10 protein-coding genes and 1 pseudogene are annotated in these 16,978 nt (G+C 47.2%); 8 read left to right on the forward strand and 3 right to left on the reverse strand.

Annotation, left to right across the window (positions count from 1 at the left end; all coding sequences use genetic code 11):
- Positions 1 to 256 precede the first annotated feature (256 nt).
- Positions 257 to 1,756, reverse strand: a complete 1,500-nt coding sequence (locus QUA57_RS11545; RefSeq protein ID WP_333060923.1) for a GUN4 domain-containing protein — start codon at positions 1,754 to 1,756, stop codon at positions 257 to 259.
- Positions 1,757 to 2,365: 609 nt separating this feature from the next.
- Between QUA57_RS11545 and QUA57_RS11550 the strand changes: the two genes are divergently transcribed.
- Positions 2,366 to 3,817 (forward strand): hypothetical protein, encoded by a 1,452-nt coding sequence (locus QUA57_RS11550; RefSeq protein WP_333060924.1) that lies wholly within the window; start codon positions 2,366 to 2,368, stop codon positions 3,815 to 3,817.
- Between the two features lie 16 nt (positions 3,818 to 3,833).
- Here the strand turns inward: QUA57_RS11550 and QUA57_RS11555 are convergent.
- Positions 3,834 to 3,972: pseudogene (locus QUA57_RS11555) on the reverse strand (IS5/IS1182 family transposase); the annotation flags it as partial.
- Between the two features lie 867 nt (positions 3,973 to 4,839).
- Here QUA57_RS11555 and QUA57_RS11560 point away from each other — a divergent pair.
- From QUA57_RS11560 to infB, 6 genes are all read left to right on the forward strand, one after another.
- Positions 4,840 to 7,665 (forward strand): ATP-binding protein, encoded by a 2,826-nt coding sequence (locus QUA57_RS11560; RefSeq protein WP_333060925.1) that lies wholly within the window; start codon positions 4,840 to 4,842, stop codon positions 7,663 to 7,665.
- Complete coding sequence (locus tag QUA57_RS11565) at positions 7,662 to 9,053, forward strand: response regulator (RefSeq protein WP_333060927.1); 1,392 nt, start codon at positions 7,662 to 7,664, stop codon at positions 9,051 to 9,053. Before QUA57_RS11560 ends, QUA57_RS11565 begins: the two co-directional genes overlap by 4 nt.
- A 712-nt stretch (positions 9,054 to 9,765) precedes the next feature.
- Positions 9,766 to 10,233, forward strand: a complete 468-nt coding sequence (rimP, locus tag QUA57_RS11570) for a ribosome maturation factor RimP (RefSeq protein ID WP_333040953.1) — start codon at positions 9,766 to 9,768, stop codon at positions 10,231 to 10,233.
- Positions 10,234 to 10,496: 263 nt separating this feature from the next.
- A complete protein-coding gene (gene nusA, locus QUA57_RS11575) occupies positions 10,497 to 11,786 on the forward strand; it encodes a transcription termination factor NusA (protein ID WP_333060929.1) in 1,290 nt (429 codons plus the stop codon).
- Positions 11,787 to 11,880: 94 nt separating this feature from the next.
- On the forward strand, positions 11,881 to 12,195 hold the full coding sequence (locus QUA57_RS11580; RefSeq protein ID WP_333060930.1) for a YlxR family protein: 315 nt from the start codon (positions 11,881 to 11,883) through the stop codon (positions 12,193 to 12,195).
- A 382-nt stretch (positions 12,196 to 12,577) separates the two neighbouring features.
- Positions 12,578 to 15,772 carry a translation initiation factor IF-2 gene (infB, locus tag QUA57_RS11585; RefSeq protein WP_333060932.1) on the forward strand — a complete coding sequence of 1,065 codons (3,195 nt, stop codon included), beginning with the start codon at positions 12,578 to 12,580 and terminating at the stop codon, positions 15,770 to 15,772.
- Here infB and QUA57_RS11590 read toward each other — a convergent pair.
- A complete protein-coding gene (locus tag QUA57_RS11590) occupies positions 15,747 to 15,875 on the reverse strand; it encodes a hypothetical protein (protein WP_333060934.1) in 129 nt (42 codons plus the stop codon). The genes infB and QUA57_RS11590 overlap by 26 nt on opposite strands.
- Positions 15,876 to 16,177: 302 nt before the next feature.
- Between QUA57_RS11590 and QUA57_RS11595 the strand changes: the two genes are divergently transcribed.
- On the forward strand, positions 16,178 to 16,924 hold the full coding sequence (locus QUA57_RS11595) for a low-complexity tail membrane protein (RefSeq protein WP_333060935.1): 747 nt from the start codon (positions 16,178 to 16,180) through the stop codon (positions 16,922 to 16,924).
- Positions 16,925 to 16,978 lie beyond the last annotated feature (54 nt).

The following is a 16,978-nucleotide window of genomic DNA, read 5'->3' on the forward strand; positions in this document are numbered from 1 at the left end:
CGCTTTTTTTAGAGCTATTTTCTACACAACATATGATTAAACTCAAAACTTGTTAACACTTTAATTCCCAACTCAAAACTATAGCAGTTCTCAATAAAGTGAGGTATTCCCTATGCCCGATGCCCGATGCCCGATGCCCTATATCAAGCGTGCACCTCATGTTACTGAGAAAGGCTATATTTCATGACTAACACTTCGACTTCGCTTGGGGTGCAGTCTGACTAATAAATTTTGCCTTCTACCTTCTACCTTCCTTCTACAAATCCCGCCGCGACAGCAGAAACCAGATGCCACCCAAACCCAAAACACCGCACAAAACCCCGCCTTCCCACCCAAAAACAGTCCCCCCCGGCAAATGTCCAGGCTTTGCTTTAGAAGTAAAATTCAGCTCCGAATAGTATACCCACTGGCTGTTAACCCGCCAGCCCACGCGATCGCCAAACTTCTCCCAAACTGTAGCATCATAAACACCAGGCTTTCCCCCCAACTTGAGCCACAAACCCTTTTGCACAGAAAAACCGAATCTGCGGTGACTGTGCCGCACCCAAAGTTGATCGATAGTCTGCAACTCCTTAGCTGGAAACTTCCTAATATCTTCCTCACTCAAATAACCCCGTGAATTTTGCTGCATCACCTCCAGCATTTTCACAGAAGTTTCCTCATCAGCACCACGCCAATTTTTAGCAGCTAGCAGCCTTGCCAAGTGAGAATAATCAATACCTTTTTCCGACTCTAAATTCACAGAAACTAGCGGAGTATCAGTCACTGGTTGAGTCGGAACCGAAGGACTAATGACCGTTGTCGGCTGCGACTTTTCCATGACGGGGACAACAACAACAGGAGGTTTTAAAGCATCCAAAACTTCCACAGCCGATTTGTAGCGATCTTTAACATATTCCTGAATCAACTTATCCAAAACCTGACCTAAATCGTCGCTAATTTGTGTTCCTTTTGGCAAAGCCTCCCTCCAAAGCCATCGGCCTTCAAGCGGATCGTAAAGGTCATCGTGAATGTCCCCGTAGATATCCAGATAAGGCATAACAGAAGTCAGCAAGCGAATGCAAGTCACCCCCAAGCTATAAAGGTCGCTAGCAGGAACCGCCCTACCGTGACGCTGTTCTAGAGCCGCGTAGCCGGGAGTTCCCAACTTCGTTCCTGTTTTGGTCGGAGCAGCAGCTACTACTTGTTTGGAAACCCCAAAATCTATCAGCACTAACTTACGATCGCGAGATCTGCGGATCACATTCTCAGGCTTAATATCGCGGTGAATTACATTTCTGTCGTGAACAAACTTCAATAAAGGCAGCAAATCTAACAGCAGTTCGCAAGTTTTAATTTCGCTATAAGCACCGTACTTATCTAACTCATCCTTTAAATTATTGCCATCAATAAACTCTTGGACTAAATACAATCGCCCATCTTCCTCAAAATAAGAAATTAACTGAGGGATTTGCGGGTGCTTCAGTTCGTATAACCGCCTTGCCTCTTGCTCAAACAGTCGAACATATTTTTTAAAATGACCCGGCTTCCGCTGAAATTCTTGAGGAGGTGACAACTGTTTGATTACGCACAATTCTTCAAATTTTCCATGATTAACAGCTCGGAAAGTCCTGCCAAATCCCCCATCGCGCAGCGGTTCAGTTGCTCCATAAAGGTCTTTTAGCAGCAGCTTGGAACCACAATTAAGACAATACTTTGTGCCTGGTGGGTTCTGACGCTTGTCTCTTGGGCAATCGAGATTAAGGCAGTATGTCATATATTAAAAAAATGCGAACAAAATTATACTCAGGGTTTTATATTATTCAAGAGTCCGATCGCGAGCTGGTTTTTGTAGAGGCGAGACCTCGAACCTTACGGAGGCGGCAGCCACCCTCGCCATCAGAGGGGGCGCTCTCACCAGACTGCCCCTGAGCAAGTATAACTCTCTTGAGGGTTTGACCTCAAACTCGAAGTCCATATCTAACCTTAGACTCCGATCCGTGCAATACATTTGATTTAGCGGTCAAAGAGCCTCCAGATCAAACAGAAATAGTAATTTATTACCAGCCGCGTGAGCTCTGCAACGCCAAAAAAACTGAGGATTCCGCCTGAGATATAATTTTATTGCCAGAGAGAAGCACACTAACGGGAGCCACAGCTTCCGTCAAGTTCGATCGACTTTAATATTTTAGCAGCATAATTTATTACCTAACCAGGCGGAATCAACAATCCAAAACTCCCCAACAAACGCACGTTAAAATAAAGACTAGCTTCCGCGATCGCAATCCGAGCGCGACCAGACAATTAGCCAGTTTTTCCTGTTTCTTTTTTTCAGCTATTACCAGTTACATCTATTTCGATCGGTCTATTTAATTAGGAATCGCCAGTGACACCAAAACTACAGCCCTCTCCAACTCCAAACACCCGAAAAAAATTACCAAAAGTACCTTGGTTCGAGCGGTTCATGGCACTGGTCGCCCTGGGAAATTTAAGCCTAGTAATATTTGACATAACTTACGTGCCCGGACGAGATTTCTACTTCCGGCAACTGCCAGTTCTCACTCAAGTATACGACCCATTTAAAGGTATTAAACCCCACCGAGACACCCAGCAATATCTGGAAACCTTAGAAGAATTAAAAATTCAAGTAGTGCAAACAGGGTTGCCTTCTCCCCAAGTAGCAGCCAAATTGCAGGAAATAAACAATCTGAGCGCTAAAATGATCGACGAAGATCCCTTTCGAGTAGCATCAAAAAGTGGCACCCTAGAAAAAATAAAAGACCGGATGCGCGATCGCGTCCCGAATCCCCAAGACTCCGCTAAACAATCATTCCAAAGATTCTGGAGCCAAGACTATTTAAACAAACAAGGCTGGCCAAAAGAAATCAAGTGGTTTGACTCCAAAATCAAGCCATTAATCGCCACCAACTATTTCCGCGAGATTGGAGAAAACGGCGAATTCACCGATAATTTCTGGCTAATCGACCTGCCATTTATTGCCATATTCGCGATCGAATTTCTAGCCCGTACCTACTTGATCAGCCGCCGCCACCGCACCGTCACTTGGCGATCAGCTATGCTTTGGCGATGGTACGACATCTTTCTGCTCCTCCCATTCTGGCGCCTGTTGCGAGTATTACCCGTCACAATTCGCATCCACCAAGCCAAAATGCCAGATCTCCAACCGATACGCACCCAAATCAGCCGAGGTTTCGTCGCCAACTTCGCTCAAGAATTGACCGAAGTAGTAGTAATTCAACTCATCAACCAGATGCAACAATCAATCACCACAGGCGAACTCGCTCGTCAACTATTTCAATCTCAAAAACAGCGCTATCTAGACATCAACAATATCAATGAAATAGAAGCGATCGCCACCCATCTAGTGCAAATAACCGTCTACAAAGTGCTCCCCCAACTCCAGCCAGACCTAGAAGCCCTCCTCCGGTACAATATTGAAACATTCCTCAAACAATCCCCCGTCTATCAAGGATGGAAGCAAGTACCCGGCCTGGGAAATCTGCCCGGACAGCTAGCAGAGCAATTAGTTGCAGAACTCTCCAAATTAGTCACCCTCGGCCCCCAAGATGCCTACGAAGCCTTCAAAATCGCCAGCGAAGACCCCATAAGCATCAAACTCTCAAGCCAGCTAGTCCAACATTTCGGGCAAGCTTTAGGAACCGAACTGCAAAAGCAGCAAACCTGGCAAGAAATACAACTGCTGCTGTGCGACTTCCTAGAAGAGTTCAAAATCAACTACATTCAGCGGTTGAGCGAAGAAGACTTCGAGAAAATTTTAGAACAAGCCAAAGAACTGCAACGGATAGCCCCGCGTTAGGCCGTGTCATCACTCCGAAGTCCCCAAACCGTTCGGGCAAGTCTCCCCGCGCGGTGCCCGCTGGGTAGCGGTACAACACCGCTTCCACGAACAACCGATTGTAGGCAGACTGTCCCACCCACATAACCTTCACATCCGCGCAACAAATCTTTGATCCTTTCCCACTGTTAATCCCGTAGGGCATAACGGCAGCTTGTCATGCCCATAGAATCCTTCTAGTCGGCTGTATCTCTCCTTTACCTTCCTTTACATTAACTGATGACAAAGCCTAGCCTCTAGGATTTGAAAAAGCTTTAAATCCTTGCCAGCCATGTGTTTACCTCTAATACCAAATTCACTATTAAGCTTAGATAGTTTCCCAAAATTAAAAGAATAGCCCTAACTCTCTTCTGTGTCATAATCCCCTCTGCTCCCGCGCTCTACTTATTTTTTTCTTCCCCAATCAGCAATTAGCAATTACCCTGCTGTAACTCCTGCAAATGAAAGTTGCTGGAATTGTAAAGTTTCATGTGCGATCGACATTCTCTACGAGAGTCATCTGCAGAGCTGTGCATCAAATCTTCAGCGCAGTAGTGAGTTAGACAGCCGTTACGGTTCTCAGCGGCCTAGCGTGTCATGTTTTTAGCGAGAAAGGTCAATTTTTTTAGACGTATATTATATCACTTTATATGTAAGTTTGAGGATATTCTACTTTTTAGAGTCAATCTGTAAAGTAAAGTTAAAAACCACTACAAATAGCTCTAAACCAAGTAATCTATTAGATATGATTGCTAACTGGTTTCCTAAAAGCTAAAAAATTTGACAAATGCTATGAAAAAATAAGGCGCGTCAGTATCTTTAGTCAGCTCTTATTATACCCGTCTCAGAGAAAACACGTAAGTAGCCATGCTTGTTTAAAGTTACTGTTTCAAACTTTTAACTAACTATTATAGATTGCTTTTCAATATATTTTCTCAGCCTCATTTCACTCAACTCACTGAGATTTTTCCGCCAATTCGTTACCCCAGAAGTAACACCAATCAATGTCACAGACCTCTGCAACCACTTTCCTATCAAACCGTTCTAAAAAAAAGGTGTCCCTGCGCCTAATTTTAGTATTCCCATTCGTTCTACAAATATTTGCCGCCGTCGGGCTGACAGGCTGGCTATCCTTACGCAACGGGCAAAAAGCAGTCAACGAAGTTGCCAGCCAGTTGCGGAGTGAAATTACGGCCCGCATCCAGCAGCAGCTCAACACTTACCTAGATACAGCCCCTCGCGTCAATCAATTGAATGCCAATGCCCTTCGCCTAGGATACTTAAATCCCGACAAATTGGAGAGTATGGAGCGCTATTTGTGGGAGCAACTTCAAGCTTTTCCTTCTCTGCCCCAGATGGGTTTTGCTACTAAAACGGGAGAGTTCATGGCGATTGAACGCCAAGAGAATGGCAAAATATTTTTTAAAATAGCAGACAAAGAGCATCGGAATGAACTTCATATTTATGAATCTGATAGCAAAAACAATCAAAGAAAGCTCTTACAAGTCTCCCGCAACTACAATATACTCCGCCGTTCATGGTATAAAGACAGTGTACGCTTAGGCCAGCCCACATGGAGCGAAATTTTTCCGCTTACAGGTCAGAAAACGCTCTCCCTCCCTGCCGGACATCCAGTTTATGACGAAAGTGGCGAACTGCGCGGAGTATTCGTTGCTAATTTTTTGATCTCTTTCCTCAGCGACTTTCTGCAAAGGATAAAAATCGGTCGATCGGGACAGACATTCATTATGGAACGTTCTGGACTCCTAGTAGGGAGTTCCACTCTCAAAGAAGCATTTATTATCAACAATGGCAAACTAGATCGCCTGAATGCTTTAGATAGCACAGATGATTTAATTCGGCTGACAACAGCGCATTTAAAAGAACGCTTTGGCGACCTCACTAAAATTAATAGCTCTCAGCAATTGGATTTTACGATCGCCGGCCAGCGACAATTCCTCCAAGTTATGCCCTTTCAGGATAGCCGAGGATTGGACTGGCTGATCGTCGTCGTAGTTCCTGAAAGCGATTTCATGGATCAAATTAACGCCAATACCCAGACTACGATTTTGTTGTGTTTCGGAGCCTTGGCGCTAGCTACCGTTTTGGGAATCTTAACCGCACGCTGGATTACCAGCCCGATTCTCCGTTTGATCGCAGCTTCTAGAGCGATCGCCAGTGGCGACTTAGAGAAAAATGTGCAGGTAAAAGGCGTAGAAGAACTAGAAGTTCTGGGTCAGTCTTTCAACCTTATGGCACAACAGTTGCGCGAATCCTTTGAGGCGCTAGCCAAGACCAATTCCGAGCTAGAAATCCGAGTAGAAGAACGCACCGCCGAACTCACGGAAGCCAAACAAATCGCTGATACTGCCAACCAAGCTAAAAGTGAATTTTTAGCGAATATGAGTCACGAATTGAGAACCCCACTAAATGGAATTTTAGGATACGCTCAAATCCTAGAACGCTCAACAACGATGGCTCCGAAAGATATCCAAGGCATCAGTATTATTCACCAGTGTGGTTCCCACCTGTTAACCCTGATCAATGACATCTTAGACCTCGCTAAAATTGAAGCTCAGAAATTGGAACTGTACGCGAAAGATTTCCATTTTCCTTCCTTTTTGCAGGGAGTCGCGGAAATCTGTCGCATCCGAGCCGAACAAAAAGGAATTGCTTTTGTTTATCAACCCAGTTCGGAAATTCCTGCTGGCATCTACGCTGACGAGAAACGCTTGCGACAGGTACTAATTAACTTACTGAGCAATGCAATTAAGTTTACAGACTCGGGACGAGTGACTTTTAAGATAGAACATCTGGAAAAGGACACAGGTGAAAAGGTACAAAGCTATGAGGAAAAGCAAATCTCACCAATTCACAAAATTCGGTTTCAAATTGAAGATACTGGCGTTGGTATGACACCAGAACAATTAAAAAAAATATTTTTGCCTTTTGAACAAGTAGGAGACAGCAAGCGTCAGGCGGAAGGAACCGGACTCGGTTTAACAATTAGCCAGAAAATTGTCGAAATGATGGGTAGTACCATTCAAGTAAAAAGTCAGTCAGGAGTCGGCAGTGTTTTTTGGGTAGATTTGAATTTACCGGAAGCGGCAGACTGGGCAAATACAGCGACGATTGCCAAGCAAAGAAAGCTGGTTGGCTACCAAGGTAGAAAGCAGAAAGTTTTGGTTGTGGATGACAAATGGGAAAATCTCTCAGTTATTGTCAATCTCCTGGAACCCCTCGGGTTTGAAGTAACCGAAGCTAAAAACGGTCAAGAAGGTTTAGAAAAAGTAGAAGAGTTTAAGTTCGATTTGATTATCACTGACTTAGTGATGCCAGTCTTAGATGGCTTTGAGATGATGCGCCGTATCCGAAATTTGTCACACTATAAAGACGTGGCAATCCTTGCTTCATCTGCCAGTGTATTTGCTACCGACCAACATAAAAGCTTGGAGGGGGGAGCCAAGGATTTTCTCGGTAAGCCTGTGCAGGCAGAAGAGCTATTTGAGATGTTGCAAAAGTATTTAAAACTTGAATGGATATATGAGGAACAAAAGAATGAAAAAATCAGCACTATTCCTTTTTCATCAGATACTCAATCACTTTCTGAATCGACCTCTGTAGTAGCGCCCCCGCCCGGAGAAATTGAACTCCTACTTGAACTGGCGATGAGAGGCAACGTGAAAGGAATTGTGAAGCGCAGTGAACACCTAGAGAAATTGGATCAGAAATTTGTGTCCTTTGCTGTTGAGCTGCGCCATTTAGCCCAAGGCTATCAAGTCAAAAAAATAAAAGAGTTTATTACATCCCACAGAATAGAAAAAGAATGAAGGCAGCAAATATGGAAACAAGTAGCATCTTGATCGTCGATGATAATCCTAGCAATCTGGACGTGCTTTCTGAAGCTTTAGCGGGTTCGGGATGGGAGATATTGGTAGCAACTGATGGTGAAAGTGCCATCGAACAGGCTGAATATACTCAGCCTGATTTGATTCTTTTAGATGTGATGATGCCAGGAATTGACGGGTTTGAAACCTGCCATCGCCTGAAGGCAAGTCCGTTGACGAACGAAATTTCGGTAATTTTTATGACGGCTCTGTCTGACATAGGAGATAAGGTCAAAGGCTTTAATCTAGGGGCTGTCGATTACATTACTAAGCCCTTTGAACAAAAGGAGGTTTTAGCTCGCGTCAATCTCCATTTAACACTGCGTTCTTTGACTAAAACTCTCGCCGCCCAAAATCTGCTTCTCAAACGGGAAATTGAAGACAGGCTCGCAGCAGAAGCAGCGTTGCATCAGCTCGCGCAGGAGTTAGAAAAACGGGTGGAAGAACGAACCGCTGAACTTTCTCAAGCTTTGGATAATCTAAAAAAAGCTCAAGTGCAAATCGTTCAAAGTGAAAAGATGGCTTGCCTTGGTCAACTTGTAGCTGGCGTAGCTCATGAAATTAACAATCCAGTTAGTTTTATCTCCAATAATATCCCTATTGCCAAGGAATATATTGCCGATTTGATCGGAATGACTCGGCTGTGCCAGCACAATGTTACTTCGACATCAGAATTTGAGGATAAGTCCCAGGAGAGTGAGTTAGATTTTATTGTTGAAGATTTGCCAAAAATTCTTGATTCAATGGCGGTCGGAACAGAGCGACTTTACAATCTTTCTATGTCACTGCGTAATTTTTCTCGCTTGGATACATCGGCACTAACGCCAGTGAATATTCACGATGGGCTAGATAGTACCTTATTAATTTTAGGGCATCGACTGAAACCTAAAGGAAGTTTCCCAGGAATTGCAGTGATTAAAGAGTATGGGAAATTGCCGCTAGTAGAGTGTTATCCGGGGCAACTAAATCAGGTGTTTATGAATATATTGGCGAATGGAATTGATGCTTTAGAAGAGTCTACGATTAGTTGTCCGCTGTGCGGGGAAAACAAACAGAGCAATGAGACTCCACAGCTTCGGATCTGCACTGACATGCTTCAGGATGACAGAGTGGTGATTCGGATTGCTGATAATGGGGTTGGCATAAATCAGGAAGTAATGCAGCATTTATTCACGCCGATGTTTACTACTAAATCTGTAGGTAAAGGGACAGGTTTAGGTTTGTCTATTAGCCGTGAAATCGTAGAACGAAAACATGGTGGTAAGCTGACTTGCATTTCCTCGCCCGAATGGGGGGTAGAGTTTGTAATTGAGCTTCCAATCCAGCATTAGTAAGGGGACTTTTTTAGGGTAAATCTTAGTTTTGCTGTTTTGTCAATATACCGTTAATCATGGGATCGCCCATGTCGAATCTACCAATCACCCTCACTGTCAAACTCTTCGCCACCTATCAAGAAGCAGAGGGCTTGTCCGAACTAAAATGAGAATTTCCCCAAGAAACTCCCCTATCGCAAGTCCTAGAACGCCTGAGTGACCATCGCCAACAGTTTTAGGGACGATCGCACCGACTTCGGTATCAACCAGGAATTTGCCCTCGCCCCACCCCACTCCAAAACGGTGATCGAGTCGTCCTTATTTCCCCTGTCAGCTCTCCTCTTGTGCCCTCGGACAGTCCGCCGATGCCGATTCGGTTTGTCACCGGACGGGCGATCGAGCTAAACTGAGAACTGAGGCCTGCCTTCGATCAGAAGAAGTCCTCAAACTTCTTGGAAGAAATTGTTTTACCTAGGAGTGGGTCAAGCCCACTTTTTTTGTTGCATTAGTCGCAGGAAAAGAGCTCGGGGCGTCTGACTTGCAAGTTGAGGACTGATTTAGTAGGGGTACCCCCCCGCTTGAGATCCCCTGCTGGGATGTTGGGTAAGTCCCAAAGTTGAAGACGAAAGTCGCAGCCACCTAATCAAACCACCTCAAAGCCAAGCAATCTCAACACCAAATTTTTCCTTGCCCGTGTCCGAGTTTAGGAGTTTTAACTTAAGTATTCGATATGACTCATCCCCTAATCCCACAAATCATTGACTTAGCTACCCCCGTTGCGGAAACACTGGGATTGGAAGTAGTGGGAGCAGTGTTTCACACCAACCAAAATCCTCCCGTCTTGCGGGTAGACATCCGCAACCTCCAACAAGACACTGGTTTAGCCGACTGCGAGCGCATGAGCACAGCCCTCGATGCTGAGTTAGAGGCAGCCGACATCATACCCGATGCCTACGTGCTAGAGATTTCCAGTCCCGGAATATCCCGATTGCTCAGCAGCGATCGAGAATTTATTACCTTTAAAGGTTTCCCCGTGACAGCCAAAACCACCGAACCCGACTCGCGAATCAAAGAGTGGAAAGGACTACTCCTGGGCCGGGATGAAACAGCGGTTTATCTCAATCAAAAAGGGCGACAGGTTAAAATTCCCCGCCCTCAGATTGTCAAAGTTGAACTAGACGAAGGAAAGGAGATGTAAAGGGAAATTTTGAGTTTTGAGTTTTGAGTTTTGCGATTGCCTCGCAGCAAGCTGAAAACGCTTGGCTGCGAGTTGATTTTTAACAATCACATCTGTAGCAGCGGGTTGAAGAGGAACAACAAATAAATTGTTACTGCACCTAGCTTCCCTAATCCTATCCAGTAACTCATCACTCCTCTGTCATCACTTTTTCTTGAAAATTTCCAAGTACCAATTACCGATTACCAGTTACTTATTACCACAGCAAAAAAGGAGAGTTTTATATGTCAATGGTTCCCCTGCCCGGACTAAAAGAAATGGTCGAAGGTATTAGCAAAGAACGCAATTTACCAAAACACGCCGTCCAAGCAGCCTTGCGAGAAGCCCTGCTCAAAGGATACGAACGCTACCGCCGTACCCAAAAACTCGACCACTTCAGCGAAGAATACTTCGACAACTTTGATGTAGAACTCGACGCAGAACAAGAAGGTTTCCGCGTTTTAGCCAACAAAACTATTGTCGAAGAAGTCATCAATCCCGATCACGAAATCTCACTTACGGAAGTGCAAGAAGTAGCCACGGAAGCTCAGCCTGGGAGCATCGTACTCGTAGACGTAACACCAAATCAAAAAGAATTTGGTCGCATGGCCGCCATCCAGACCAAACAAGTTCTCGCTCAAAAACTGCGCGACCAACAGCGCAAAATGATTCAAGAAGAGTTTAAAGATTTAGAAGAAACTGTTCTTCAAGCAAGAGTGCTCAGGTTTGAGAGGCAGTCGGTAATTTTAGCAGTTACCAGCAGTTTCGGTCAGCCAGAAGTAGATGCCGAACTCCCGAAGCGCGAACAGTTGCCCAACGACAATTACCGGGCAAACGCTACATTCAAGGTTTATCTCAAAAAAGTAGGCGAAGGCTCAACTCGTGGGCCGCAGTTACTTGTTTCTAGAGCCGACGCAGGTTTGGTGGTTTACCTGTTTGCTAACGAAGTACCAGAAATAGAAGACGGGGTGGTGAGGATTGTCGCCGTAGCCAGGGAGGCAAATCCGCCCTCCCGGCACGTCGGCCCCCGGACTAAAATAGCAGTTGATACTCTCGATCGCGACGTAGACCCTGTAGGAGCCTGCATCGGAGCGCGGGGATCGCGGATTCAGGTAGTAGTCAACGAATTGCGCGGGGAAAAAATCGACGTGATCCGCTGGTCTCCAGACCCAGCAACTTATATTGCTAACGCTCTGAGTCCCGCTAGAGTAGATGAAGTGCGTTTGGTTGCTCCCGAAGGCAGGAGAGCTCACATTTTGGTCGCTGAAGACCAACTGAGTCTTGCCATTGGCAAAGAAGGTCAGAATGTCCGCCTCGCAGCTCGCCTGACAGGTTGGAAAATCGATATCAAAGATATTGCTAAGTATGATCGCGCCGCCGAAGACAGCAAATTGGCAGCAGAAGCAACTAGGCTCGAAGAACTAGCAGGCGACTACGACGCAGACGAAGCAGGCGACTACGACGGCGACGAGGAAACCGCAGAATTTGAGGAAGAGGAGGCAGCCACCACTGAGGAAACCGAAGCCGCAGTCTAAAAACTGTGACATTTACAAGATTTTCTCTCTTGGGGAGACCAGGAGGACTTGTCCCCTACTCCCCCCTCTCCCCCTACTTCCACTCTCACAAGAAATGAAACCGAACTACCGGTGCTGTGCAAGTTGTCGAAAAATAGCTCCTAAGGAAGCTTTTTGGCGAGTAGTCAGGCTCTATCCTTCTCATCAGGTACAATTAGATCGTGGCATGGGCCGTTCTGCTTACCTTTGTCGGGAAGCAGAATGCCTCAAAGCAGCTCAGAAAAAAAATCGACTTGGGCGATCGCTCAAAGCGGCTGTGTCTGACGAACTGTACCAAACACTTTGGCAGCGTTTAGCCACATCTGACTGTACATCTTACTCTGGCTCACCCGGACGAAAAACCGACAATAGTTCGGCATCGACTGTATAAACCCTCTTGGCAGCCCTACCAGTAATTACTGGTAGCGCCAGCTATAAAACCCCAATCCGATCTGCCCACCAGTCTGGAAAGATTTGTGTCAGATTAGATAAGGGTAGGGTACTAGCAGAGGTATCCTCAAGGTGGAAAGGCAAACTTTGAAGCTTGAGAGAGTGGGTTTTGCCAAAACTCAGACTTCGGAGTTCCAAGTTCCCAAACAGACTTGAGAATTCTTCAACCGCAGACTTCAGCGAGTTGCATCTTTTAGATAAAATTGCTGAGCGAGTACCAAAACCCCGATTCCTGACACTGAATCAATCACAGCGAATGATGTCGTCATTAGAACAAAAAATCACAATGTAAAAACTGGTTGGCACAAAAGAGGGCAGAGTGGATGAACAACGGCAAAGTAAGAATTTACGAATTATCACGGGAACTAAATTTGGATAATAAAGACATCTTGGCAGTATGCGAGCGGCTCAATATTTCAGTCAAGAGCCACAGCAGCACAATTACAGAATCCGAAGCAGAGCGCATTCGCAAAACGGCGGAAAAATACGTAGCCAGTAGCCACTCTTCCCCCGGCAAGCCAGCTCCACCCGAAAGAGCAGCAGCGCCATCTAGAGAATCTGGCCCTCACCCTAACGACCAACAAAAAAAGCAGCAAATTTTAGAAATACGCAGTCCAAAAGTACGACCGGCTGGTGCAAACTCCCAGCCTGCAGGCAACGAGGAGAACAAAAATCAGCCGGCGGCAACCGTGGCAACTCCTCCCAAGTCGCCTGCAGCTCAACAACTCCAGCCTCCAGCTAAACCGAATATCAATCGACCTGTACTGTCGAAGCCAAATGTCGCAGTCTCGGCGGCTCCGTCAGAAATAGTGTCGGAAACAGTCTCGGCAACAGTCTCGGAAAATGTAGGTGCGATCGCCCCGGAAACAACCGCCCAGGCTCAGGCACCTGCGGCACCTCAACCGCCTTCGGAAAAGGCTCCCGAACGCACCAAGCAACCGCCGATCGCCCCCCCTGCGCCGTCGGCCAAACTCACGTCGCCGCCAGTCAGAGGGGCATCAGAGTCGGCTAGCCGTACCCCACAAAATCTGGGGAACAAGCCGGTACTCAAACTTGCAAAAACCGAGCAAGAGCAATCAGAACAGTCAGAAACTCTGGAAGCGCCGGCCAAACCGAGCCGTCCCAGCAGACCTGCACCGGGAGCTCCTACCGAATCTCGCGACGCGCAAAGACCGCGCCGGGAAGGCGCTGGTGGCCCAGTCAAAACTCCACTTGCCGCTCGACCCCAGCCCGGTGGCCCGCGCCGGAGCCTTGCCCCCGCAACGTCAGCTACCGGGCTGCGTAGCCGCGGCGGTGACACCGGAGCCATAGGGGATGACACTGATGACAATGAAGAAGATAATACGCCGTTGCTGGAGATTCCTCTCCTCGAAAGGCCCTCCCTCCCTCGTCCAGCCAAAAAGACATCGGTCATTTGGGAAGAAGATGATGACGAAAACTCAGATGCTGCCAAAGCTGCCAAGGCAGTTAAGGCAAAACGTTCTCGTCTCAAACCCATAGACGAGGATGACGAGGACTTAGAAAACGGCTTGGATCTGCCAGCACCAGTCACGGTCAGCCTGTCCCTAGCCCGCCCAGCTAAAGCGAAGGGACAAGCAGCACCCAAGTCAACACCAACTCCGGGCGCACCCGGAAGCAGCGGAAAAAATAAGAGACCGGGCCCTTCTCACGATAAAAGTTCTTCTTCAGGTTCCAGCGGGGGACGCGGCAACCGGGGCAAAACAGCCGAAGCTAAGGTAGAACGTCCAGAAAAGCTCCTGCTGAGCAGGCCGATGACCGTTCAAGAACTAGCACTTACTCTGGCTGTTCCCGAAACCGAAATTATTAAGCGGCTGTTCTCTAAAGGAATTGCGGTCAATATTACCGAAACCCTGGACATTCCAGCGGTGAGGATGGTAGCCGAAGAAATGGGCGTAGAGGTGGAAACCCCAGAAAAAGTAGCGCCAGCTATCAAAGTGATTGAGATGCTGGACGAAGCAGATTTGGAATACCTCGAACGCCGTCCGCCAGTGGTAACGATTATGGGCCACGTGGATCACGGCAAAACTACCTTGCTCGACTCGATCCGCAAAACCAAGGTGGCTCAGGGAGAAGCTGGGGGCATTACCCAGCACATTGGTGCTTACCACGTGGATGTGGTACACGAAGGCAAGAGCCAGCAGGTGGTATTTTTGGATACGCCCGGTCACGAAGCCTTTACAGCGATGCGGGCTCGGGGAACACGGGTTACGGACATCGCCATCTTGGTGGTGGCGGCGGACGACGGCGTGCGACCCCAGACAATTGAAGCGATAAGCCACGCGAAAGCGGCGAAAGTGCCAATTGTTGTGGCTATCAATAAAGTTGACAAGGAGGGTGCTCAGCCGGAACGGGTGAAGCAAGAGCTTACTGAGTACGGCTTGGTCGCAGATGACTGGGGCGGCGATATCACGATGGTTCCAGTCAGCGCGATCCGAGGCGAAAACCTGGATACGCTGTTGGAAATGATTCTGACAGTGGCGGAAATGGAAGACCTCAACGCCAACCCGCACCGACCAGCTAAGGGTACTGTGATTGAAGCTCACCTCGACAAGGCAAGGGGACCGGTGGCAACTTTGCTGGTGCAAAACGGCACTCTGCGAGTGGGCGATATTGTGGTCGCAGGCTCGGCTTTGGGCAAGGTGCGCGCCATGATCGATGACCGGGGCGAACGCGTAGAGCAAGCAACTCCATCCTTCGCGGTGGAAGTGCTGGGGCTGCGGGAAGTTCCTCGCGCCGGAGACGAGTTTGATGTCTTCGCAAACGAAAAAGAAGCTGCGGCGATCGCCTCTGGAAGAGCTACCTCCCAACGAGATTCCCGCCTGCTGCAAGGTGGCCGGATCAGCCTCAGCGGCTTCTCTCAACAAGCTAAGGAAGGCGTTCTCAAGGAACTCAACTTGATCTTGAAGGCAGATGTCCAAGGCTCCCTCGAAGCAATTGTCGGCGCTCTGACTCAACTTCCTCAAAAAGAAGTTCAACTCCGACTGCTGCTATCTGCTCCTGGGGAAATTACAGAAACGGATATTGACCTCGCTGCAGCCAGTAATGCTGTAATTATCGGGTTCAATACTACTCTCGCCACCGACGCTCGCCTCGCGGCTGACCAAGCGGGGGTAGACGTGCGGGAATACAGCATCATCTACAACCTCTTGGATGATATTCAAGGGGCGATGGAAGGCCTGCTGGAACCCGAACTGGTGGAAGAACCTTTGGGTCAAGTCGAAGTGCGCGCTGTCTTCGCGATCGGTCGCGGGGCTGTGGCTGGATGTATGGTACTCTCTGGCAAAGTCATCCGTAACTGTAAGGTGCGGGTGCGCCGGGGCAACAATGTCGTTTACGAAGGTGTCCTCGACTCCCTAAAACGGATGAAGGAAGATGCCAAAGAAGTCAATGCTGGCTTTGAATGCGGCATTTCCTTGAGCGGGTTTAGCGACTGGGCGGATGGCGATATGATTGAAGCCTACCGGATGGTTACTAAGCGCCGGACTCTCTCTCAATAGTTTTGAGTTGTAAGTGTTGAGGGGGAAGAGAAGTTTTGAGCGATCGCAACCAAATTGCCGATCGCTCGCAACTCTTCTCTTCACTCAATACTCCCAAACTCATCACTCGCAACTTTTGTTTTTAACTTATAGCAGAAGGAAGAAGGTTTTAGTTATCGAGGAGAGAAGGAAGAAGTAATAAAAGCAAAGATGTCCGCAATTAACAACGTCCTCATCGTCTTGGCTGTTGCTAAAAATTCAAAATTTAAAACTCCAATAAAACTTACGCACAGCAATCGAGTTTCCTCCCAAAATGCTTGGTGTTAGCGCTAGATATGTAGTCTTCGCACCGGGTTTATTGGTTAAGAGTGCGTCCTACACTATCAAAACTCAAAATTAAAAACTCATAACTCATAATTATTGAAAGTGCGTTCTTTTTGGTCAGATCCTTTTTTGTGGATTCACCTTTCTGGGGTGGCTACACTGCCGATTTTCCTGGGACTGTGCTTGCTGGGACTCGCAGTGGGTTCTCCCCTGCTCCCTGTCTGGTTAGAAATATTTTTAGTGGCTGTAGCAGGTATTGTTCCTGTGCTGTGGATGCAGTGGTTCCGCCCTTTTTACATTTTTAGTATTTTAGTGGTGGCGGTAAAACCGCAGAATTTAACTTCTGTGCAGCAGCGGATTCTGACTCGGTTTAAAACTAAGTTAAATCAAGGACTCGCTCTTTTTGTCGCTGTTTTGCTGGCAGTAATTTTGTGGCAGCTTTACCGATGGGCCCCCCTGGCGGCTTCGGTGGCTCCCTTTCCTCCTTCCTGGCGGTGGGCTGGATTGTTGTTGGCAGCTTCTGCTTTTTTATCTAGCAATTTGTTTTTCCAGGTGTCTGCTAGTGTCATGGCGGTTTTGCTGACGCCGGAATCAGAATTTGCCGCGACAAAGCCTCATGTTTTAGAAAAAATTCGGCAGGATTTTACGATCGCGCCTTGGCAAGTCGATCAACTTTTGCCGGCTTTGGCAGCCGAGACAACTGCCACTGTGGCTGCACCCGTAGAGTCAATTGGGTCAGCATCCGCTATAGGGAATTCGTCAGTCGGCAGTCTTGTCAACCCAAAACCTGCTGAGAGCAACGGCTTTAAATCTCTACCCGAACAGTCGAGCGAAAAAAAGTTAAATTAAAAATTATGAGGGGGACAATTGTAGTTTAAGCTACTTTAATTTGTACAGATGTAT

The organism is Microcoleus sp. Pol7_B2, from assembly GCF_036701035.1.
Taxonomy (GTDB): domain Bacteria; phylum Cyanobacteriota; class Cyanobacteriia; order Cyanobacteriales; family Microcoleaceae; genus Microcoleus.